Below are 22,042 nucleotides of genomic sequence, written 5' to 3' on the forward strand. Positions count from 1 at the left end.
ATTTTATTAATAAAAATACAGCCTGTTTACTCAAACAGGCTGCATATATCTTCTATATCATAAAAGGTTTTGTATGCACGCTCGCGCGTGATATCATTTGGTTTTATCAGATCCACCACCATGACCGTACATAGCCCTGCCCGGCTGGCAGATATGATACCATTCACAGAGTCCTCAACGGCCACCGCTTCGTCTGGGTTTACGCCCAGCTTCCCGCAGGCCTTCAAATATATATCAGGCTCCGGCTTTCCGTGGGTGATCTCGTCTCCGCATACCTTTTCATCGAAGTATCCGGCTATTCCAACGCTATCAAGTCTCTGCTGCGCCCTCGTCCTCGCAGTGGAGGTTGCAAGTGCTATCTTCACGCCGTGTTCTTTTAAGAATCTCAGCGTGTCCTCGACATGTGGCTTTATGTCTATTCCATACTTTTCCACATGTTCATCGAACAGATCCATTGTTCTCTGTCTGAACGCAAGATAATCAAAATCTTCGCCCATTATTTCCTTAAATACCCGGGCGTTGGAGGTCTTGTTGCCTCCAGCCACCCGGTCACATACATTTTCCATCTGTGCCTCAGGAATCCCTATGCTCATGCCGTTTTCCTTCCAGCACTTCCTGTATATCTTCTCCGTGTCTACCAACACGCCGTCCATATCAAATACAACTGCCCTGTACATAGCACTTTCTCCTACATTAAGCAGCGGCGTTTTTCTTTCTTCTTCTGCCAGCTATGATGATGAATGCAAGCAATGCAAGAAGCAGGATCGCTGCGATTATTATTATGATCAGCACAACCGGTGACATCTTTTCGCTGAGCTTGAAGGTGAATACCTCTCCGGTCTCTCTGTCATATGTTGTCGCTATATTACCGGCCTTATCCTGGGCTGTTACCTCAACCGTGTATGTATCATACTGATCTACCTGCATCTCATACTTGTTATCTGCCTGATAGCTTGCAGGATCTATGGTATTGCCATTTATAACGATGGATGTGATCTCGTCTTCCTCATTCTCAAGACCTATCGTCATGTTGAATGGCTCTCTGAGAGTCTCTCCATCCTCAACACCTGTTATGATGATTCGTGGTGCAGTACCATCATACGTATAATCAAATTCCTGTGTTGCCGTGTGTCCAACCTTGTCAGTTACTGTAAGTGTTATCTTGTGATATCCGTCTGTCATATCTGAGAAATCGATAAGATTTACTCCGTCTATCTTGGCGTCAACCGAGAAGTCTGAAGTATCACTTACATCCCACAGTGCTTCGTAGCCCTTGTCTCGTATATCAGCAAAATCTGATGCATTGAGAAGCAGTGTTCCGTCATCGCTTGCAATGCTCTTGCTCATGAATCCGGCAAGTGTCGATGTAGCCTTGAGCTCAGGTGGTGTGTTATCGACTGTGAATACCAGGCTGTAATCATCAGCCTTATTTCCCAGTTCATCCTGCGCTGTTATTGACACCTCGTATACACCATCCTCAGAGAATCTCTGGCTTCCTGTGCTGAGCTCTGAAGAATTGCTGTAATTTGTAAAGTATGATGATGACACATCCTTGCTGTCCTTCTTCACGGTTATCTTCACATCATCTGTCGAGAAGAATGACTCCTGAACGCTCAGTGACATATCAACATAGTTCGGTGCGGAAGAATCCATACTTCCTATTGGGTCGTAATTCTTTACTTCCTTGTTGTTCTTATCCACTGCGCTCACCTTTACAACAGGTGCCTTTGAGTCAACCTTGAAGGTCTTGGTCTGGCTGGCTGCCACATTTCCTGCAAGATCTCTTGCATTTGCTGTGATCGTGTACTCGCCATCCTCTGTAAAGTTGTAAGTTGCGGTATGTGGATTGCTTCCTGAGAAGCTGCTTGTTCCCAGCGTAGCGATATTCGATGCCGCTGTTCCGTCCGTCTTTCTGGTTATTGTCACGTTAAATGCATCTGCGGCAAGATTGTTGTTCTCATATGCAAATGAGAATGCCTCATCTATGCTGATGGTTGCATTTACCGCCGTTGTCTGTCTGTCGTTCATTCCTGAAATCGATATAACCGGTGCAGTCTTATCGATTCTGAACTTCACTGTTCTGGTCACAGCCTTGTTGCCCGCCTTATCCTCTGCGGACACGGTGACTGTGTAATCACCCTGGGCGTCAAATGTCACACCGCTGAGTACCTCTCTGACTGTGCTGACTCCATCGCCCTTTGTTCCCCAGGTAACATTCTTTCTGATATCTCTGTTCTCTACAACAGATCCACCCTCATTTGCTCTGACTACATGAATGGTGTACTTTCCACCTCTCATGTTATCTGTAAGTGTTACAGGGACTGTCACATCGCTGTTGTTTATAGTGTTGACATTTCCAAGCTGTATCTCAGGCTTGTGCTTGTCTATGTAGAAATGGGTTCCTGTTGTTCCTTCATTTCCACACTTGTCGGTAACGGTCATGGTGAGATCATACTCACCTTCCTTATCATATGTGTACTTCTTGCCCCATGTTCCGCCGTTACTCTTTATATAGAAGTATTGCGGATTCTCATCCACTGCTACATTTCCATCATTCTCTGTGATAATAGTGTTCTGAAGCGACTTGAACTGTTCCTCCACACCAACTCTGAATGATATTGAAGTCTTGAAGTAATTGTTATTATCCAGTCTGTACTCAGGATCATCGTCCACATACACAAGTGGCTCTGTGGTGTCGACGTAATAATTCTTTGTCTTGAGAGCACTTGTGCCCTCCTGAACACCGAACGCCTCGTCTGCTGCCGGCTTCAGTGCATTGCCGGAATTATCGGCTCCCTCAACTGTGAAATAATATACAGTTGCCTTGCCGCCCTTGGCTGTCATCTTATATGCTGCAGTGGTCTTGCCATCTGCTGTCTGGAACGGAACTGTGGTCTCTGACCAGTTTGAATCACTGTAGGTCTTGTAGTACACCTTAAGCGTCGCATTCTGTGTATCCATTCCATAATCGTCTTCTATGCCAAATGTAATAGTTCTGCTCCTGTTAAGGAATCTGCTGCTTCCACCGGACACAACTGATATCTCAGGGCTCTTCTTATCTATTACAAATGAAGTTGTTGCCTTACCCGACTCATTGCCAACCTCATCGACAGCAACGATCGTGATATTATAAAGTCCAGGCTCTCTGAATATTGTGGTCTTTTCTGCATTTGCAGTGTAATCCGCATCCAGCTCATACTTGCTTATGCTCTTGCCATCGCGTGTTCCTGTCACAACGAACTTCTCCACGAAGTAATTGTCAGTTCCCCTTGCTGTTATGGTCACATTGCTGTTATTCCAGTAATTTATCAGCTTTCCGCCGGCAGTTCCATCTATTGACACTGATGGCTTGACGGTATCAACTATCAGGTGTATCTCCTGACTGGCCTTGCTCTCGTTTCCTGCTCTGTCCTTCAGCTTAACAGTCATCGTGTACTCTGTATTTTCATCTGTTATGCCAAGGGCCTTTGCATCCAGTGTCTTTTCTATATCATTTCCTGATACATTAATGCTTCCTGTAATGTCCTGTGATCCGGCTGTGCTGCTTCTGCCTACTGTATATGTAACCTTGCCATTGCTGTCATCGTTATCGGAACCAGAGACCTTGATCTTCACGTCACTCTTTGATCTGTAATAGAATGTCGATCCTGATTTGTATTTCTGGTTTGCACACTCCAGCTTCACATTTGCCGGTGCAGTCTTATCATAGTAAACCTTTATGCTCTGTACTTCTTTGAACTTCGTGTCAGCATTGTTCGGATCGTGTATTCTCGCCATGAGTGAGATCTCGTACACACCCTCATCTGGAAGCTCGTAGGATATGTTGACCGTATTCTTGTCATATGCAGCGGCAACTGTACCCTTTACCTCAACTGCCTTATCCTTCTTTCCTGCAAATGATGTTCTGGTGATCACCAGCTTTGCGTCATCTGCTGCAAGCTGGAAGCCTGATACTGCACCCTCTACAGTCAGAGTATCATCATTCCTCCAGAATATAGCGCCGTTGTCAGCATCTGTACCGTTCGCAGATAACTTCTCTCCTGAAAGGCCATCCACATTGACATACACATATGTGTTCGTCTCTGTCTTATTTCCAGCCTCGTCAGTTACCACAACTGTCAGGACATAACTTCCTGAACCATCTATGCTTATCTCTTTTCCGCTCTGCAGGCCATTGTCACCTGTAGATGTTGAATACCAGTTCTTGACTGATGTATATGATCCATTTGCATCTGCCTTCTTGAGTGAAGCGACCGCCGATGCAACACCTGATGTGGCATCGCTGTACTTTATATTAAGAACAGCTTCCTTTGCGTCTGTGACCGTGTACTGCTGATCATTGTTTGTCCTGTCTGTTCCGGCGTTGTCCGTAACCTTTACAACAGGTGCTGTATTATCCACCTTGACTACAGTCTCTATCCTGCCATCTATTCCGGCGAAGTCCTTTGCCGCAAATGTGATGGTATGCTCTCCATCAGCCAGATATATGTCTGACTTTGTTGAATCCTGTACATCTCCACCGCTCACACGGACATCGCTGCTGTATGTGAACCTGTTTCCTTTTTCAAGGATCGTTTCCTTCTTGCCATCCACGCTGTATGACACGGTGTCTATGTAAGAATACTCTCCAGTTGCCTTCACTGTCAGCTTTGTGGATTTCACATAGCTTGTGGAACCGCCTGTAACTGTGAGTTCAGGCTTTCCTTCCTTTACAAATACAATGTCGCCATCCTCATCTGCGCCGACTGAGTTATTGCCAAACTCGTTCTCCTTGGCGTAAATGACAAGCTTCTTTGCATTGTCTGCATTGTCCTTCTTGAACCACTGTGCACTTATCTCGAATTCATATTCATATCCGCCGGACACAGCCTTTTTGCCTGTGCACTCCACTGCTGAAGCTGCACCCGTAAGCTTGTAGTACAGGCTCACGTCATCTATCTCAGTGTTATCACTGCCGGCTGTAACCTTCTTCACCTGTACAGTGAACTTATAAGCATCATCTACCTTGAGCTGAGGGAATCTGTAATCCACTCCGTTCTTCTGTATGATCTCAGGGGTAACACTTGTTATGACAGGAGCTTCGTTGAGCTTCTTGACGATAACACTGGTCTCCTCTGACTTGTTTCCTGCAACATCGACCGCTCTGAACTTGTATGTTCCACTCTTATCAGGTGCAACAAACTGGGATGTGCTCTCAGTCTTGCTCCAGGTCTTTCCATTGTCTGATGAATACTCCACATAGTCTATTCCTGTGGCATTTTCCTCTGCTGCATCTGTGGTATCCTTGGCGTCTATCACAAATGTTCTGTCGGCATCACTGCTTGTGAGGTTCAGGAGATAATAGCCATCGCTCACCTTGTTGTGAAGATTGTAGTTATCATCAGCCTCAACCGATATTGTAGGTGCCTGCTTATCCACGGCAACCTTTATGGTTCCAAGCAGCTCGAAATCACCGCTCTCATCAGTACCTGTATAATAGTAAATAGCTATCTTCTGTACTGCTGTGTCATTCTTCAGCTCATACACATTATCAAATGTGACAAGCTTTCCTGCTGCATCTGTGGCTGTAGCGATCTTATCGTCCGCTGTAGCTCCTTTGTAAACAGCCACTCCCAACTTGCTGCTGTCGATTCCGTCAACTTTGTCGGACTTGATCTTGAACTTTATTGCCTTGTCAAAATCCTTGAAGCCATACACCATATCCGCCTTATCGCCCTTTACAATGGCCGTTACATCTATGGTCTGTGTATCTTCCTCCTCCGCAAACAAATGAAAATGTGAATCGATCGCCACAAGAGTGAGTGTCATAACTACCGCCATCGTAAGCGCGATCAGTCGATGCAAAAGTGATTTATTCTGCATAACCTTTTTCATGTCCCTCTCCTCCTATATCTCTTCATCGGAATGTACTATAATTACATTCTTTATCATTCTTACCGAGCTCGCTGCGCGTCCTCCCTGAAGAACGGCTGTGGAATCATCTGCGTCATCGCTTCTAAGTACGTCCGTTGCTTCCTCGTCTGCGTCATCGCTTCTGAGTATGTCCGTTGCTTCCTCGTCTGCCTCATCACTTCTGAGTACGTCCGTTGCTTCCTCGTCTGCGTCATCGCTTCTGAGTATGTCCGTTGCTTCCTCGTCTGCCTCGTCATTTCTGAGTACATCCGTTGCTTCCTCATCCGCATCTTCTCTGAGGATGTCTGTCGCCTCCTCAAAGCTGCTGCCATTGATGTCAAGATTCTCTTCGTCTTCCCTCAGAATATCTGTTGCCTCCTCGGCATCATCGCGGAGAATATCAGTTGCAGTCTCGCCTTCATCCTCCAGTCTCTTTTTCCCGAGATCAGCTATCGCTTTCTCGTAATTTGCCATTCCCTTCTCAGAATGTTTTTCGGCTGCAGTTGACTTTACATCCCTTACCGAAATTCTGGATGTATGGTTCTTGATCGCCTCCTGTTTGGAGGCACCGCCTCCCTGTACACTCTCATAGCCCTTCTCCTTGATCTCATCGATCTTCTTACGGGCTGTTGAGCCTGTGGCAATTCCCACCGCCTTCGGTATCTTTAACACAAAGAACAGTACCACCGCCACAATAGCGAATACGATCGCAAGTGCCAGGCCGCCATATAACATTACATTATAAACTGTTGCCATAACCTTTCACTCCTCCCTTACTCGCTCGTTGACCTTGAACTGCCATTTACTATGCTCTTAACTGTCAGGTCATTGGATAACGACTGCCATCCCTGCTTAAGACCATTTGCAAGTGCCGGAACTTTGTTACCGTTCTCGTACACTTTCCTCACAGCCCTTGTGGCACTGGCATTCCATGCTGCCGAATCGCTTCCAAATTTATTCGAATATCTATCGACCAGATAACTCAGATGGCTTACGTACACGACCGCTGCGTTGTCATCGGTTCCAAGTGTAGTCTCAGCGTTGCCATATATTCTCTCTGCCTCATCATAGTAGCTGTCATCGCCGCTGTTCTCTGCCATCTTGATATAAGTCTCAGCCTCGTTCACCGAGTATTCTGAATATGCTTTCTTGGATGTCTCTGTCGCATTCTCGCCCTCTATATCCAGACTGTTCAGATAAAGCGCTGCACTGTTCGCCGCAGAGTTGTAATAATGTAACTGCTGGCCCGCATCATCCGCATTCTCGGCAAGTTCTGTATATACCGAGTACATAACTCCTGAATACTGGCCATTGTAGTATTTTACGCCTCTATCCGCCGGGAACTGGCTGTTCAGCACCTCTGCGTTGTCGTCCAGGTTCTTCATCGCCTCATCCATCAGCACCTCTATTCTGTTCGCAAGCTCCGGATCATTGGATATCTCGCCAAGATATATGTAAGCTATGTTGAGGTAATTGGTGTATTTGTCAGGATTGGTGTCATCTATGTTGTCACTGTTGTAATCCTGGAATGCAAATATATTTTCCTTGTTCGTATCAAAGCTTGCTGACTTGTTTATCTTACTGTCACATATCGCAGCGTAATACTTTGCCTGCTTTGCCTGATCCGGGAAGTTCTTGCTCTCATCAACCATATTGAAATATTTCTTGGCCGCACTGTAGTCCTTGACCTCGTCGTAATACAACATGGCTATCTTGAACTTTACGTCGTCCTTTATCTCGTCCTTGTTCTTAAGCGCAAGTCTTATTCCCTTTTCTGCCGCCGTCTCGGTGTTGGCCGAAGTGTTTCCATCGTCCTCTGTATAATAGTAAGCATATGTCTCCATATAGCCTATATAGGCATCCGATGCGGTTGGGTCTATGTCGACAGCCGCCTTATAGCACTCAAATGCCTTGTTGTAATCGCCCTCGTCGACTGCATCCCTCGCCTCGTTGACCTTGTTGTTGTAATCAAGATCCTTGAGCTGGCCTTTCTTTACTCCGCCTATCACAGCACAGCACGCTGAGAGTATCGATAATCCCGCAACCACTGAGAACGCTGCTATCTTATGCTTTGCCTTTGCCTTGTATGCATCGTCGAGCTCGTTGTAGTGATCCAGCGCATACAGCAGTTCTGAACAAGACTGATATCTGTCCTCAGGACTCGGCTGACAGCACGTCTGTATAATTCTCTCAAATCCTGATGAGAGCATCGGATTCCACTGTCTGATAGGCTTTATCTCGTAAGGAGGCTCACATGGATTCTTGCCGGTAACAAGGTGATAGAGCGTTGCTCCCAGATTGTAAATATCTGTTCTTGCATCCGTGTTGTAGATTCCATGTCCCTGCGCATCACCGAACTGCTCCGGTGCCGCATAGCCTCTTGTTCCAAGAGCCGTGGTATCCGCATTGTTCTCCACTATGTATTCCTTAGCCGTTCCAAAGTCGATAAGCTTTACCGAGCCATCCGGCTTCAGCATGACATTTGAAGGCTTCATATCTCTGTATATGATCGGCGGATTCATGGAATGCAGGTAGTCAAGTGCACTGGCAAGCGCCCTGCCCCATTCGATTACCTTTTCCTGTGGCTGTGCTCCCTCCGCCTTGAGCACATCGCTGAGTGGACGTCCTTCTACGAAGTCCATGACAACGTAGATCGTGCCATTCTCATTGATGATATCAACGATTCGTGGCAGTACCGGATGATCCACATCCTTGAGGATATTTGCTTCTCGCTCCAATCCCTTTAAGAGTGTGGCTGTACTCTTGGAGCCATCATTCTTGATCTCCTTTACAGCCCACTGTTTATTAAGTCGGTTATCCATGGCAAGATAAACTATTGACATACCACCCTGACCGACTTTTTTAAGTATTTCGTATTTTCCGTCTAATACCGTTCCTAACTCTGTCATATATCGATCCCCATTACTCCGATTTAATAAGCACTACTGTTACATTATCCGTTTCTTTTCTGTACTTCACAAGCTCTGTGAGGAACTCACAGCCCTCCTTCATCTTCGCCTCGTCGACGCATGTTCCCGGGCCAAGTCTCTCTATCATCTCCTGAGGCGTTATCTTATGTCTGAATCCATCAGAACACAGCATGTAATGCGCTCCGGGAGCTGCCTGCCCAACTACGAAATCCGGTTCCACCACAGGTGAAGCTCCGATACACTGGAGAAGCACGCTTCGTCTGCTGTCCGTCTCCGCCTGCTCCGGTGTAAGTCTTCCCGCTGCGATCTCCCTTGCAACAAGCGTCTGATCTGCGGTGAGCTGCCTTATCCCTGAAGTGATCTCATACACTCGGCTGTCTCCAACATGGAGAATGTAGTACATTTCTCTGTATATGAGGATCGCAGAAATGGTCGTACCAAGCATAAATCCATTCTGCTCGCCATACGCCTTAATCTTCTCATTCTGCTCCACGGCAAGTCTTATCCACTGGTATCTCAGCAGCTCTTCACTAAAGCTGTTGTTGTCAACCATCTCAACAAACTGTGTGTCAAACCAGTTGCAGAAAGCTGTTATGACTTCCTTGCTGGCAACCTCTCCCTTTGCCAGACCTCCCATGCCATCACATACGAGGGAGAACACGACCTGTCCATTTGGAGTATCCGCTATCTTGATCGCCAGCGAATCCTGATTTGTCTTTTTCTTTATTCCTACGTCTGTATTGTATACTGCGCTAAACCCCATATACATTCCTCCCAATATTTATGTCTCAACTCTCGTTGCGGATATTCTATCTAATGTGATAGACAAGCTCCTCGTCCCCGAGTATAACGATCGCATTGTTCGTCAGGAACTTTTCTTCGCCCGCCTTCAATTCCTCTCCGTTCACAAATGTACCATTTGTAGACTTGTTATCGCTGATGAAGCACACGCCATTTCTCTTGGTGATAACACAATGAACTCTGCTTATAGCTGAATTGTCAGTAATCGCATAGTCCACAAGTCTTGCCTTATGTCCGATCTTGAACTCTGCCTTGTCCAAGCTTATTCTCTCGCCCGTCTTCACCCTAAGGAAATATGGTGCCGGTGCTCCATCAAATGGATTGCCCTGCACTGGCTGTGCCTGTGGCATCGGCGGTGTCTGTGGCATTGGTGGTACCGGCTGCATCTGTGGCATTGGCGGTACCGGCTGCATCTGTGGGTTCTGCGGCATCTCTGGCATCTGGTGTGCCTGTGGCATTGGTGGCATTGGCGGAATCGGTCTTCCTCCAAATGGGTTGCCCTGCATTGGAGGTATTGGCTTTATCTCCTGTGGCTGTGTTTCAACCGGCTCTGCTGGCTCAGGCTTGACATCCTGTGCTTCTGTCTCAGCCGGCTCTACTGCCTCTGGCTTGACATCCTGCGGCTCTGCCTCAACAGGAGGCTCTACAATCTCCGGCTTGGCATCCTGTGCTTCTGCTTCAACCGTCTCAACATTCTCCGGTTTATCCCCCTGCGGCTGTGCTCCAGCCATCTCAGGCTTAACCGGCTCCTCCATCGGCGGCACGCCTACCGGTGGCATTCCATTTGATCCCATTGGACCGTTTGGTATTGGGCCATTCGGTCCCATTGGCGGCATGCCCATCGGTGGCATTCCGTTTGGTGCCTGGCCATTCGGTCCCATTGGCGGCATGCCCATCGGTGGCATTCCGTTTGGCACCTGGCCATTCGGTCCCATTGGTGACATGCCCATCGGTGGCATTCCGTTCGGTGCCTGGCCATTCGGTCCCATTGGCGGCATGCCCATCGGTGGCATTCCGTTCGGAACCTGGCCATTCGGCATCTGACCATTTGATCCCATCGGGCCGTTCGGTCCCATCGGTGGCATTCCCATCGGTGGCATTCCGTTTGGCATCTGGCCGTTTGATCCCATCGGGCCGTTCGGTCCCATCGGTGGCATGCCCATCGATGGCATTCCGTTTGGCATCTGGCCGTTTGGTCCCATCGGCTGTGCATATCCATTCATTCTCGCATTATTTCTCATAACCTCGAGTCTGCTCACCTTAGGTGACTCACCTCGAAGTATGTGGCTGTTGCCACCCTTTGGAGTATTTGTGGAAAGCTCCTTCATTCTGTCTATCTCAGCAGCGTCTATGCCTGCTTCTGCAAGCATCGCCTTAACCTCGTTCTTCATGTCCGAGTTTGAAAATGTACCTCTCATATTCGCACAGTTTATAAGGCGTGCTACGTAATTGTCATTGTCATTCTCTGAGTATCTCGCATCAACTATCACCGACTTCACAAATGCTCTGACCTCATTGAGATCTGTCACTTCCTTCTGTACCGGAGCGACAATAAAGCAGACATCGTATGTCTCAGGCGATACAAATACACACTGCTCGTCCCTTGCAACATAGCTGAGCGAAACCATATTCTTACCAAACATCTCCAGTGCATGCAGAATGTTGTACAGAAGTGTGAGTATCTCCTTCTTGTTCATCTCCTGTCTCAGTATCTCCGCAAGAGGCTTCTTGTCATCGATCTGATAATTGAACACCCTGACTCCGGCATTCTCCTGCATGTCACACGGTGCCATCTCAGGCATAGATCCGCTTCTGCTCATATCATACACTTTAGCATCTATCACATCACTGATATCCAGACTGTAACTCACTCTGTAAGTTTCCCCCGCCGGAACTACAACAACCTTTTCTCTGTTCATTTTTTCAATCCCTTTCGTCTAAATCCGCATATTTTCCGTCAAAAATTATTTCTTCATTCAAACACCAAAAGCAGGTATTGCTACCTGCTCTTGTCCCACATCGTGGGTGGTGTATATTAACTTAATTTGAAGATAAAGTCCTCTCCACCGATGCTTATCATGGCATCGTTTGAAAGCTTCTGCTCTGCATTCTCATCCAGGCGCGCTCCGTTGAGATATGTGCCATTTGTCGCCTTGTTATCCTTCAGATAACATCCATCCTCTCTCTGGTAGATGATGACATGTACCTTGCTGATGGCACCATTACCACCGACATGGTAATCAACACCTCTTGCCGCCTTTCCTATCTTGAACACAGCCTTGTTGACCATAACTCGCTCGCCTGTGTTGACACGGACTATATATGGCATAGCCTTTGGAGCGTTCCTGTTAACCGCTGCCTTCTCAGGTTCGGTATCCTTAACTACGTTCATTCCTCCGGTCAGCTCAACAGTGCTTCCTGTGCCCTTCTGCTCAGGCTCCTCTGCCTTCTCCTTCACCGGATCCATATTCGTCTCAGGCTCCGGCTGGTCACCGTCCATGAACTGTGGTGCAACTATCTGTTCTGTAGGGTTATCTATCTGAGCTTCCTCTGTCTCAGCAACCGCCTTCTGTATGATCTTCGCACGGTTGATCTTGATATTCTTAACAACAGGTGGATTATCCATAAGCTCGTCCGTAGATATCAGAACCGGCTTCTGCTCATCCTTCTTGTCAAGCTCAACCTCCGTAACTCCATCGGCAGCCTTTGCAACCTCTGTAAGTCCTGATGGCTCATGTACTGCCATATCTGATGTGAGAGCCTCTGTCATGCCCTCCTCGTCATCCTCTTCTTCCTCATCAAGGCTCTCATCTAACTCGAGCTCCTCAAGAACGCTGTCATCAAATACCGACATATCTATCTCGCTTGATACATTCTCTTTCTTCGTCTCATCCGAATCAAGATCAAGATCCTTGAATATCGCATTCGCTGCGGCCGCCTCGTCACTGATCTCCTCTACCTCATCAAGCTCGTCTTCCTCATCATCGCCAAATGACACGTCCTCAAACTCAGGCAGATCATCCATACTTGTATCAGATGCCGCCGTGTCAACCGAAGACTGTGAAACCGACATATCTGAGCCTATATCAACGAAGTTCTCCTCCACCTGCATTCCTGCAGACTCCATAAGCTCTGTGAGCTGTGCATAGAAGTTTCTCACTGTGAACTTATCCGCATTCAACAGATTGAGAAGCTTTGCCACATAGTTGCAATCCTCACTGTCATCATAAATAACGCTCGTCAGCAAGTCCTTTGCGAACATCCTGAATTCGGCATTGATATTGGCTTCTGACTCAACTGGAACACATAACATTCCAACATCGTATGTAACCGGATTAACATATGTAAACTCCTTGTGAAGAACCACATATGATGCCGGTATTCCAAGATCACGTAAATTAACTATACCAGAAGCTACCCCTCTGATTATCCCCAATATCTTCTCAGCATTTACCGTATTCGAAAGGAGTGCGTCAACCGTTGTCCTGCCTGTAACGTTATATGTAAGATAATCGTTCTCATCATCCTCTTCATAAATGATATCAATGAGCTCAGGAATCCGGTTCTCCTCCAGATAATCCAATAACTCCTCGTCAAACTCACAATCATCATTCAGAATATATGACAAATATTTCTCAGAGCCGATATTTCTTACCTTGAAACTTATTTTCCTCATCAAATATTCCTCCTATCGCACCTCCATAAGCGCATAACTAGATGCATAAAAACCCAAAAGGGTACATACTCCTTTATTATATATAAAAAGTCTATATATCGCAAGCAGTTTATACCCTTTTAGATAATTTTCGCTATATAATTTTGTCTATATTTTTTTACTCTGAATCAGTGCTTTCATCGGAGCCATCTTCTGATCCATCACCCTCTGCAGCTTCCTTTTCCGCCTTGGCTGCATCAGCCTTTTCTATGTCAGCAAGATGTCCCTCGTATGTCTTATTAAAGATACATGCTCCCTGGCTCTCATCTGATGTCAGGTAGTAGTAGTAATCATGCTTAACCGCATTCAGGACACCCTCTATGGATGCCTCGCCCGGATTACATATAGGGCCGACAGGAAGTCCTGTGTACTTGTAGGTATTGTACGGTGAATCAACCTCCAGATCATCATATGACAGTTCTGCCTGATTGTACTGACCGTCAGTCACAACATAGAGAACAGATGGATCTACCTGAAGAGGCATGTCATCATTCAATCTGTTGATAAATACTCCCGCAACCATCGCTCTGTCTGAATCCAGCTTACACTCCTTCTCAACTATGGAAGCCATGGTGAGAACCTCAAAATCTGTATATCCAAGCTCCTCTGCCTTCTTCCTGAAGTCATCTGTGTAAATGCTGTTAAACTTGTCTATCATGTCCTGTATGAGCTCCTTTGGAGTCATATCTGCATATATGTCGTAAGTAGCAGGGAACAGGAAGCCCTGTAATGCGTACTTGACTTCCGATGAAGGTATCTCAAACGGATACTCAAACTCTCCCGACTTGCACGCCTCAAGAAACTCCTTTGCAGAGCAGAAGCCCAGCTCCTCGCATCTGTCAGCGATCTGTTCAACCGTAAATCCCTCAGGAACTGTCAGTGTATATTTTACCTCTCTGGTCGACTCCACGTAACACAGAGTCTTTATCATATCCAATGTCGACATACCTGTTGTGAGTGTGTAAGTACCCGGCTGAAGACTGTGGCTGTACTGCGAGCCGGTCATTCTGAGCTGGAATGCAAGCTTATACTTTATAAGCCCCGCATCTTTAAGTATAGATGCTGCCTCCTTGACAGATGTATCCTCAGGTATGGTAACCTCGATCTTCTCTCCGCCGCCGGCACTGTAGGTGCCCTCATATTCCTGCATAAATCCGGTATACGTCTCCTTAACCTTGTATACCCCGAACAGCACCAGACATACCGCCAGCGCTATTATAATAACGGGTCTTGCTATGTTTCTCCAATCCATCTCTTTCTCCTTCTGTATCTGCAAATTTCATTTGCCTGTTCTGTTAACTGATGTTATCATTACCCTATCTTATACCAAGAAAGGAATGATATACATGGCAAATCCAATAGTTACTATCACTATGGAAAATGGCGATGTCATGAAAGCAGAACTCTATCCTGACATTGCTCCAAACACTGTAAACAACTTCATCTCACTGATCAAGAAAGGCTTCTATGACGGAATAATCTTCCATCGTGTAATAAAAGGCTTCATGATACAGGGTGGAGACCCTCAGGGAATCGGCATCGGCGGTCCTGGATACTCAATCAAAGGTGAATTCTCACAGAACGGATTCAAGAACGATCTGGCCCACACTCCCGGAGTGCTGTCAATGGCCCGTTCCATGATGCCTGACTCAGCAGGTTCACAGTTCTTTATCATGCATAAGACATCTCCTCATCTGGACGGTGCTTACGCTGCCTTCGGTAAGGTTATCGAGGGACTTGACATCGTAGACAAGATTGCAAATGTGCCAACTGACTACAATGACAAGCCTCGTCAGGAACAGAAGATGAAGACTGTAACAGTCGAGACCTTCGGTGTTGATTATCCTGAACCTGTAAAGGCTTAATCGAAAGTATTATAACCCATATAGCAGTTTTTGAAAACACTTATAATTCTTCTTACAAAAAAATAAACATCTGCCCTGCGATCCCAGGTATACAGGAGTTCGCAGCAGATGTTTTTTTATGTTCATTTATTGTACTATCCTTCCATCCTTCATCTCATATATCTCATCGCACAGATATTCCAGCTCCTCCCTGTCGTGGCAGGCAGTGATTATAAGACTTCCTCCATCACGCAGCTTCAGCAGCTCCTTCTTTATGTTCTCTACAGACTCTTCATCAAGTGCGTTGATAGGTTCATCCAGCACTATGACATCCGGCTCTCCCATGATTGCATTTGCTATGCCAAGCTTCTGCTTCATTCCAAGGGAATACTTTCTGTATACCCTCTTATCATCCGGATCAAGACCTGTCCTCTCTATGGCATATCTGACATCGTCATCACTGATCCCTCCCATGAGCTTTGCCAGAAGCCTGAGGTTCCTGAAGCCTGTGTACTGAGGCAGAAATGACGGATTCTCTATCAGAGCACCTATACTCCGTGGAAACTTTATGTCCCTGTGGAGCTCCTCATCATCTATATATATGTGTCCTCCATCAGGTATGAGCAGACCACATATAGCTCTCATAAGCATTGTCTTGCCACAGCCATTCTTTCCACGGAGTCCATATATCCTGCCCGGAGTCATGGTCAGACTGATATCATCAAGTATGACTGAACCCTTTATCTTCTTATTCAGATTTTCTATCCTTATCTCGCTCATATGTATTCTCCTATCAGATTATATCCTTATTATCAAAATACACGATTCCTCCTGCAAATGCAGTGATCAGCATACCAGCCGCAAGCACCACTCCACTCATGGGATTAACCCCATCTGCCACTACATATGACACTCTCTGCCACATCGTATAATTTCCCGACAGATACCATACAGTATAGTATGCCGACAGAACATACACTCCACACACCGCTGCAAAGCTGATGACCGGCGTGATTATAAAACCCGCCAGTACCTGAAGCTGGCTTATCCCCAGCGTTACCAGCATCGGTATAAATAATGTTATCAGAAGCAGATCTGCGGCACTAAGATTGTATGTCTGCGGAGGATACAGCCGTGTTGTCAGCGCCGCCGTCATATCCATGGTCATATCTGCCCCATATGCCGCCGCCATTAAATATATCGTCAGCACACATACAGCAAAATACATTACCACAGCCACCGTACAGTATATGAGCTTGCTGACCCACCAGCTTCTTCTGCTTCCGGACGCAAGGCACACCACTCTCGCATTTGCGGCGAAATCATCACTGGAATAATATGCCAGGAAATAGGCCAGGCCTATCTGGAACGCAAACCAGTATATCGGTATGTAAAATACGCTCCTTGGATCAAAGTAATACACCTCCATCCCCTTCATCGCAAACAGAAGATAGTCCGCAAATGTTCCGTTGGTCAACAGGATATTCCCATCTGCAAGCTCGATAAGATATGCGTGGAGCTCACGTGTCTGCGACACCGCAAACAGTAACGGCAGTATAAAAAGAACACATCTCCTTAATATTCCATTTTCCATATCTCTTCCGAGAAGTCTCAGAGTCCTCATTCCCGCATCACCTCATATCTGTCCACCACATACATTCCTTTTTTATCTGTATTTCCTTCTTTCATAGAATATCCCTTCTTCTGTGCCATATGTATATAAGAACGAGTGCCGCTGCACTCACCGCAGCATACATCGTCACCATCTGGTACCTGTATGTAACCACATTCTGCAGTGGATTGACCATCTGCATGGCTGACCAGGTTCCAATCCCACGTCCCTCAAACATCACACCGGTAAATACATACAATGCGAACGGAGCCATTATCGTTGAAAATCTGCTCCCGCACCACCTCGCAAAGCACATAGCCACAAGACCTGTTATCCCTCCAAACACTGCATCGAGCAGCGTAAACAGCAGCGCATAGCACACAGGATGCTCTGCAAATATTCTCGGGAACATGTGGCAGTCTATAATTCCTGCATACAAAAATGTCAGTTTTTCCGGTCTTTTATCCGGATATATCCCCGCAGCAATGAACATGGCTATGAGCAGCGGGCACGCCACGGCTGCCGCTCCCGAAGCCGCCACAGCCGCTTCCTTTGCAATCATATAGCTTAAGCGGGACGTCTTAATACATATACTGCTTTCATATCCGGTTTTTTGATCCTGATAACACGACCCCGCATACGGAAAACACGCAATCAGTGGCAGCAGTACGTAAAACAAGCTGTTGTATGCAAACTGATAGTCTGTCCCGATCCATGTCTGGATCAAAGCCCTGCCTCTGTTAAATCCATACTGGCTGACATTAAGCCATATGTCCGCCAGCCCAATCAACGTTCCCAGAGCTACGCTTACTGCAAGCCACTTATTTCTGAACGCTCTGGTCATTTCAAATCTTAATACTCTCATATCTCAACACCACTTCATTCAATATCCAGTCTGATCATCAGCTTATCAGGTTCAAGGGTGAGTACATAATAGAAGCTCTCCCGCTCCAGGTTATCCCACGTATCCCTGCTAAATGACACCCGCGCCAGACTTGTCACATACCATATATCCTGATTCATTCCGGGCTCCAGATCATTACTTGTAAACGTATTCAGTTCCCGGCCAGAATACAAATTCACCGAACTGCACCATGTCTGTGACTCAAAGCCACACTCAGTCGCCGCCATCACAGTATCCCAATCGATCGGTTCTTCAGTTGTATTATCTACATTCAGGCGTGTACAGATAAACCGATCCTCCGGGCTCAGCACATCCACACTGTCCACATTAAAACGTGCTTTATACTCATCTATACTGTATATGCGGGTCTCCCTGCATTTTATAAGCAATCCATCCACCGATACATTCTCAGCCGCTTCTACAACTCTGGTGTCATCACTGTACGCCCTGTTAACGCTGAATATTCTTCCGCACCACAAGGTGACTGCACACAAGCTCACAACACCCAATGCCATCAGAACACCTCTCCTCATGCATATACCTCCACAAAATCTGATTCCCACCTCATGGCTTGTCATCCGCTTCCGGCTTTGGGAGTGCATCCAGATCCACAAAATCCGGAAGATCCGCCGGATTGTACGTAAAATATCCTGTGATCACCTGTCCATAATAATATTTCACGCCATCCTCCGGCTCCTGTGGCACAACAAGTCCAATCGTACATTCCATTGTCTCGTGTCCTTCCAGTCTGTATAGATAGTACCAACTGGCTCTGTCATCGCCCTCTGTGTGGACTGATTTGTCAAAGTATACCATTCCTTCTACGAACGAAACCTCACTCTCACCGGGAATCCTCTCCACAATGTCGTATGGGAACACATTCTTCACAACCGCATCCCCGGTATTCGTCAGTCTGCACTTAATAAAATACAGCTTATTGGTCTTTACCACAGTCTGCGTATGCTTATCTATCACATCCTGATACTGTGCAGTTATCTCCTCACACTCCTCAGGAGTATACGCATCCCCTGCCGACTCCTGAAATTCCTTGTATCCCGGAGCCTCCTCATACAGAGCATCCCAGTCTGTTATCTCCTCCTCCGACTCAGGCTCCGGCAGAGTCTCACTGCGAAAATATTCAACCGGATATTTATCCTCTGTTGTTATCTCGTCACCTGTGTATACATCAGCCGACAGCAGCTCTATCTTCACCGCTCCTGACATCAGCACGTTATCACCCACACCTTCTTTTTCACTTATTTTCTCTCCGGTCTTGTTTCCCGAAGCTTCGCTGTCTGTCTCTTCAGATGCCGCCTCAGACGACTTCCTTAACGCTCTGTCCTCTGGGGTTTCCCGTTTTTTCTGGAGCACATACGCCGAAGCTGCCACTGCTGCCATGATCAGCACTGCTGCCACTGTCATCACAAGATATCTTTTCTTCTTCACTTCTACTCCTCCCAACTCTGCCTTTGCCATCCGTCTTATGTCACTGCTTTAATCAGTCATAAATAGTGTAATTTCTTGTGGAATCCGGACTCCACCAGCCCTTTGAATCAGTCTGTGCTTTGACTGTCCTGTGCATCCTCAAGCCTGCATAGGCATAGCCTTTCTCGTTTACCATGTTTGTGATACTCGCCTCAATTCCAAGCGGAATAATATGCGTATCAGATTTTACTATTGGGTTTGTCCCTTTTGATGAATGCGAGCCCATTACTGTGTAACTGAGCTTTGGTCCTACTGTTGGATATACATAAACCTTTGTCTTATTATATTTACGTCTGTACGAACTATAACCATATCCGCTGTTATTGTTGCTAAAAGTAAACAGCTCGTTATCTGTATTAGAATATGATTCTTTGCATGTAACCACTGTACCTGCATTATTTGTATGTACATTCTCAGCCTTAGCAGGTGCAGCAATTCCCGCTGCTCCTGACACTGCCATCGCTCCTGCAACAGCGAACATCGCAAGCTTTGATTTCATTGACTTCTTCATAACCTTTTGTCCCTCCTAATTAATTATCTGCGGTCTTTACTCCAATTTTGCCACTTTTAACAATTTTGCTATTGTACTTTTCTGTGTCTGATAGTACAATCCGTTTATCAAGATTTTTCCAGCAAATGATTGTCTTGATATTTCTAATATCCTGAAGCTCAACTCTTCAGGATATTTTACTTTGTCTCTTTCTGTGAATCGATATTCCTGAGACACTCTGGGAGTTCTATCTCTCCCCATGCACCGAAACATCCTGTCAGTCTAATCACATCTTCTGCCATATTCTCAAGTATGTCCGACAGCATATTTCTAACCCTCTTCTGCGTCACGCATTGTCACCCCCTTTTTATTTCTTTTTATCAGAGATGATAATTTTAATATCATCACTTCTATAATCTGCAACAACCATATCCATACAATATAGTTATTGTAAGATTTCACCCCAAGACTCACCGCTCCAATTATCAGCACACCTGCTATACCACGAGCCTTTATCATATTTTTTCTATGTTGATTATATTTAGGTCTCTGTTTTGATGGTATAGGCGCAAATAATGCTATAACTACTATCTCCGATACCCACAATGAATTCTGCAGTTTGCTTGACAATATAATATTTTCTCCGCATGCTAACACCACGATATAAAACAATACAGTCACCGCTGTACAGCCATACCATGTTTTCATATGTATACCGCCAAGATAATTTCTTGTAAGTTCTATTGTCAATCCTGTTATTATTGCTATATCAACGTGTCCCAATATTGAAAAGAGGCCCAAAATAATTAAATATTTCTCTACCTTGTCAATAAGAAGCAGTATAGAATATTGTATTTTTACATCACGATCCTCATCGCTTCTGTATTTTCTGCCCAGCAGGATCTGTGTTAATAATATTCCCAGCTTATTGTTTAGATTATCTATTTGACCACCTCCACTTTTCTTTTATCATACAACTACTTAGATTGCAATATATTTTGCTTAATTTGTCATGAACGGTATCTATCATGTCATAAACGACAATTGACGCGGTATAAATCGTCTTTGTATAATGTTATATTATCTTTATGGAGGTTGCCATGATACATCATATCGTAGACTCTTTTTGTTATATTATTGAAATTTTATATGATCTCATCATGCTCTCATCCATTGCCGGAGTACATATAAAAGAAATGCGACATCCTGTGATAAGTGCAATTTTATACTTTTGTTTGGGAACCTTTTTTTCATCCCTGTTTCCAGGTGCGCTTGGGTGGATCATCTTATGTTCACTAGCCTATTTAACGACTCTTTTTATCTTAAATACGACTATATTTAATTCTCTAATTGCCTTCGTCATATCACACACTTTTATCCTTCTTATTCAAAATTCTATAATTCTGTTATTTTACAGAGTGAATTTTAATAATCAGATAGCCTCCTCCATCGCAGGCTCCCTGATTACTTTTTCTATTGCTTGTGCTATATGCAGGCTACTTCCATTCCATAGCTTCTACTCTCAGTTGATTAATGGCAGATTTTTATCCAAGTACCTTGTAATACATGTTTTTCTGATAATCATGCTTGAGCTGGGACTGCGTAAATACAGCACATTTAACACAATCATATATATCCCCCTCATCTCATTTTTCACCGTGATAGTCCTCATCACCGACATAGTAATCCTCAGCCAGCAACAGATCATCAGCAAGCAGCAGCACGATCTGGCAAATTACAACGTCTATCAGCCTATGATGGATGATCTGATTGAGGACGTCACGGGAAGGCAGCATGACTTTGACAATATATTGACCGGTATTCGAATGCTTCCATATACACACACCGACTACAGTTCATTAAAGGAGGCTCTTATCAGCAGTTCAGATGAGGTTATATCCGAATACAGAACCACCGAGCTTCTAAAAATCAACATGTTCGTGATCGCCGGGTTTATATACAGCAAACAAAAGCAGGCAGAAAAGGCGCACAAAAAGCTGAATATTGTCGTTCACAGCTATCTGCTCGAGAGCCGGATGCCTGAATATGAGCTGGTCAGGGTTCTGGGAATACTCATCGACAATGCACTGGAGGCCATATCTGAGCACGATAGTATGACTCTGCACCTGGATAGCCGGGACGGCAGAATCATCATCACCACTCTGAACAAAGGTCCTCTGCTAACACCCGAGATCAGAGCAAAGCTTTTCACAGCAGGCTATACCACCAAGACCTGTGATCGTCAGAAGCACGGCCTTGGTCTTTACAATCTCAGGCGTCTGGTATTTAAATATAATGGAAAAATATATCTGGAAAACGATTATCTTCTGGATGATACTCTGGTGCGTTTTGAAGTAATGGTTTAAAAT

General features: G+C 45.6%; 18 protein-coding genes. 2 read left to right on the forward strand and 16 right to left on the reverse strand.

From position 1 onward, the window contains the following. Window positions 1-26: 26 nt before the first annotated feature. From DWX57_RS06095 to mltG, 8 genes are all read right to left on the reverse strand, one after another. On the reverse strand, window positions 27-677 hold the full coding sequence (locus tag DWX57_RS06095; protein WP_118018006.1) for an HAD family hydrolase: 651 nt from the start codon (window positions 675-677) through the stop codon (window positions 27-29). A 16-nt stretch (window positions 678-693) separates the two neighbouring features. Then, window positions 694-5,874 (reverse strand): Ig-like domain-containing protein, encoded by a 5,181-nt coding sequence (locus DWX57_RS06100; protein WP_118757951.1) that lies wholly within the window; start codon window positions 5,872-5,874, stop codon window positions 694-696. A gap of 12 nt (window positions 5,875-5,886) precedes the next feature. Beyond that, the gene (locus DWX57_RS06105; RefSeq protein WP_118757950.1) at window positions 5,887-6,648 is read right to left on the reverse strand and encodes a hypothetical protein; all 762 of its coding nucleotides are present in this window, start codon (window positions 6,646-6,648) and stop codon (window positions 5,887-5,889) included. A 17-nt stretch (window positions 6,649-6,665) separates the two neighbouring features. Then, complete coding sequence (locus tag DWX57_RS06110) at window positions 6,666-8,801, reverse strand: serine/threonine-protein kinase (protein WP_118757949.1); 2,136 nt, start codon at window positions 8,799-8,801, stop codon at window positions 6,666-6,668. Between the two features lie 13 nt (window positions 8,802-8,814). Beyond that, complete coding sequence (locus tag DWX57_RS06115; RefSeq protein ID WP_015534340.1) at window positions 8,815-9,585, reverse strand: PP2C family protein-serine/threonine phosphatase; 771 nt, start codon at window positions 9,583-9,585, stop codon at window positions 8,815-8,817. A gap of 46 nt (window positions 9,586-9,631) precedes the next feature. Beyond that, on the reverse strand, window positions 9,632-11,542 hold the full coding sequence (locus DWX57_RS06120) for an FHA domain-containing protein (RefSeq protein WP_118757948.1): 1,911 nt from the start codon (window positions 11,540-11,542) through the stop codon (window positions 9,632-9,634). A gap of 116 nt (window positions 11,543-11,658) precedes the next feature. Beyond that, window positions 11,659-13,299: a DUF6382 domain-containing protein gene (locus tag DWX57_RS06125; RefSeq protein WP_015534341.1), complete on the reverse strand. Its 1,641-nt coding sequence runs from the start codon at window positions 13,297-13,299 to the stop codon at window positions 11,659-11,661. A gap of 157 nt (window positions 13,300-13,456) precedes the next feature. Continuing rightward, window positions 13,457-14,590: an endolytic transglycosylase MltG gene (mltG, locus tag DWX57_RS06130; protein WP_055146128.1), complete on the reverse strand. Its 1,134-nt coding sequence runs from the start codon at window positions 14,588-14,590 to the stop codon at window positions 13,457-13,459. Between the two features lie 94 nt (window positions 14,591-14,684). Here mltG and DWX57_RS06135 point away from each other — a divergent pair, with 94 nt between their 5' ends. Further along, on the forward strand, window positions 14,685-15,203 hold the full coding sequence (locus DWX57_RS06135) for a peptidylprolyl isomerase (RefSeq protein ID WP_015534342.1): 519 nt from the start codon (window positions 14,685-14,687) through the stop codon (window positions 15,201-15,203). A 126-nt stretch (window positions 15,204-15,329) separates the two neighbouring features. On the opposite strand, the gene DWX57_RS06140 is transcribed toward DWX57_RS06135, so the two are convergent. From DWX57_RS06140 to DWX57_RS06170, 8 genes are all read right to left on the reverse strand, one after another. Beyond that, window positions 15,330-15,962 carry an ABC transporter ATP-binding protein gene (locus DWX57_RS06140; protein WP_117875331.1) on the reverse strand — a complete coding sequence of 211 codons (633 nt, stop codon included), beginning with the start codon at window positions 15,960-15,962 and terminating at the stop codon, window positions 15,330-15,332. 13 nt (window positions 15,963-15,975) lie between these two features. Further along, complete coding sequence (locus DWX57_RS06145; protein ID WP_117549805.1) at window positions 15,976-16,806, reverse strand: hypothetical protein; 831 nt, start codon at window positions 16,804-16,806, stop codon at window positions 15,976-15,978. A gap of 61 nt (window positions 16,807-16,867) precedes the next feature. Continuing rightward, on the reverse strand, window positions 16,868-17,659 hold the full coding sequence (locus DWX57_RS06150; RefSeq protein WP_015534349.1) for a hypothetical protein: 792 nt from the start codon (window positions 17,657-17,659) through the stop codon (window positions 16,868-16,870). A gap of 14 nt (window positions 17,660-17,673) precedes the next feature. Beyond that, window positions 17,674-18,231 (reverse strand): hypothetical protein, encoded by a 558-nt coding sequence (locus DWX57_RS06155; protein ID WP_015534350.1) that lies wholly within the window; start codon window positions 18,229-18,231, stop codon window positions 17,674-17,676. 31 nt (window positions 18,232-18,262) lie between these two features. Then, a complete protein-coding gene (locus DWX57_RS06160; protein ID WP_238051178.1) occupies window positions 18,263-19,144 on the reverse strand; it encodes a hypothetical protein in 882 nt (293 codons plus the stop codon). Window positions 19,145-19,196: 52 nt separating this feature from the next. After that, on the reverse strand, window positions 19,197-19,694 hold the full coding sequence (locus DWX57_RS06165) for a hypothetical protein (RefSeq protein ID WP_015534352.1): 498 nt from the start codon (window positions 19,692-19,694) through the stop codon (window positions 19,197-19,199). A 176-nt stretch (window positions 19,695-19,870) separates the two neighbouring features. Continuing rightward, a complete protein-coding gene (locus DWX57_RS14085) occupies window positions 19,871-20,023 on the reverse strand; it encodes a hypothetical protein (RefSeq protein ID WP_156332998.1) in 153 nt (50 codons plus the stop codon). Next, window positions 20,004-20,618 carry an accessory gene regulator B family protein gene (locus tag DWX57_RS06170; RefSeq protein WP_117875329.1) on the reverse strand — a complete coding sequence of 205 codons (615 nt, stop codon included), beginning with the start codon at window positions 20,616-20,618 and terminating at the stop codon, window positions 20,004-20,006. The genes DWX57_RS14085 and DWX57_RS06170 overlap by 20 nt, the downstream gene beginning before the upstream one ends. Window positions 20,619-21,256: 638 nt before the next feature. Between DWX57_RS06170 and DWX57_RS14090 the strand changes: the two genes are divergently transcribed. Then, entirely contained in the window at window positions 21,257-22,039 is a 783-nt protein-coding gene (locus tag DWX57_RS14090) for a sensor histidine kinase (protein ID WP_015534354.1), read from the forward strand. Window positions 22,040-22,042: the final 3 nt, after the last annotated feature.

It is taken from the genome of Coprococcus sp. AF19-8AC, from assembly GCF_003603115.1.
Lineage (GTDB): Bacteria > Bacillota > Clostridia > Lachnospirales > Lachnospiraceae > Coprococcus > Coprococcus aceti.

Excerpts from the sequence above, each read along its gene's own strand:
- DWX57_RS06095 (WP_118018006.1), bottom strand. The coding sequence starts at position 677 with ATGTACAGGGCAGTTGTATTTGATATGGACGGCGTGTTGGTAGACACG.
- DWX57_RS06100 (WP_118757951.1), bottom strand. The coding sequence starts at position 5,874 with ATGAAAAAGGTTATGCAGAATAAATCACTTTTGCATCGACTGATCGCG.
- DWX57_RS06105 (WP_118757950.1), bottom strand. The coding sequence starts at position 6,648 with ATGGCAACAGTTTATAATGTAATGTTATATGGCGGCCTGGCACTTGCG.
- DWX57_RS06110 (WP_118757949.1), bottom strand. The coding sequence starts at position 8,801 with ATGACAGAGTTAGGAACGGTATTAGACGGAAAATACGAAATACTTAAA.
- DWX57_RS06115 (WP_015534340.1), bottom strand. The coding sequence starts at position 9,585 with ATGGGGTTTAGCGCAGTATACAATACAGACGTAGGAATAAAGAAAAAG.
- DWX57_RS06120 (WP_118757948.1), bottom strand. The coding sequence starts at position 11,542 with ATGAACAGAGAAAAGGTTGTTGTAGTTCCGGCGGGGGAAACTTACAGA.
- DWX57_RS06125 (WP_015534341.1), bottom strand. The coding sequence starts at position 13,299 with ATGAGGAAAATAAGTTTCAAGGTAAGAAATATCGGCTCTGAGAAATAT.
- mltG (WP_055146128.1), bottom strand. The coding sequence starts at position 14,590 with ATGGATTGGAGAAACATAGCAAGACCCGTTATTATAATAGCGCTGGCG.
- DWX57_RS06135 (WP_015534342.1), top strand. The coding sequence starts at position 14,685 with ATGGCAAATCCAATAGTTACTATCACTATGGAAAATGGCGATGTCATG.
- DWX57_RS06140 (WP_117875331.1), bottom strand. The coding sequence starts at position 15,962 with ATGAGCGAGATAAGGATAGAAAATCTGAATAAGAAGATAAAGGGTTCA.
- DWX57_RS06145 (WP_117549805.1), bottom strand. The coding sequence starts at position 16,806 with ATGAGGACTCTGAGACTTCTCGGAAGAGATATGGAAAATGGAATATTA.
- DWX57_RS06150 (WP_015534349.1), bottom strand. The coding sequence starts at position 17,659 with ATGAGAGTATTAAGATTTGAAATGACCAGAGCGTTCAGAAATAAGTGG.
- DWX57_RS06155 (WP_015534350.1), bottom strand. The coding sequence starts at position 18,231 with ATGAGGAGAGGTGTTCTGATGGCATTGGGTGTTGTGAGCTTGTGTGCA.
- DWX57_RS06165 (WP_015534352.1), bottom strand. The coding sequence starts at position 19,694 with ATGAAGAAGTCAATGAAATCAAAGCTTGCGATGTTCGCTGTTGCAGGA.
- DWX57_RS14090 (WP_015534354.1), top strand. The coding sequence starts at position 21,257 with ATGCTTGAGCTGGGACTGCGTAAATACAGCACATTTAACACAATCATA.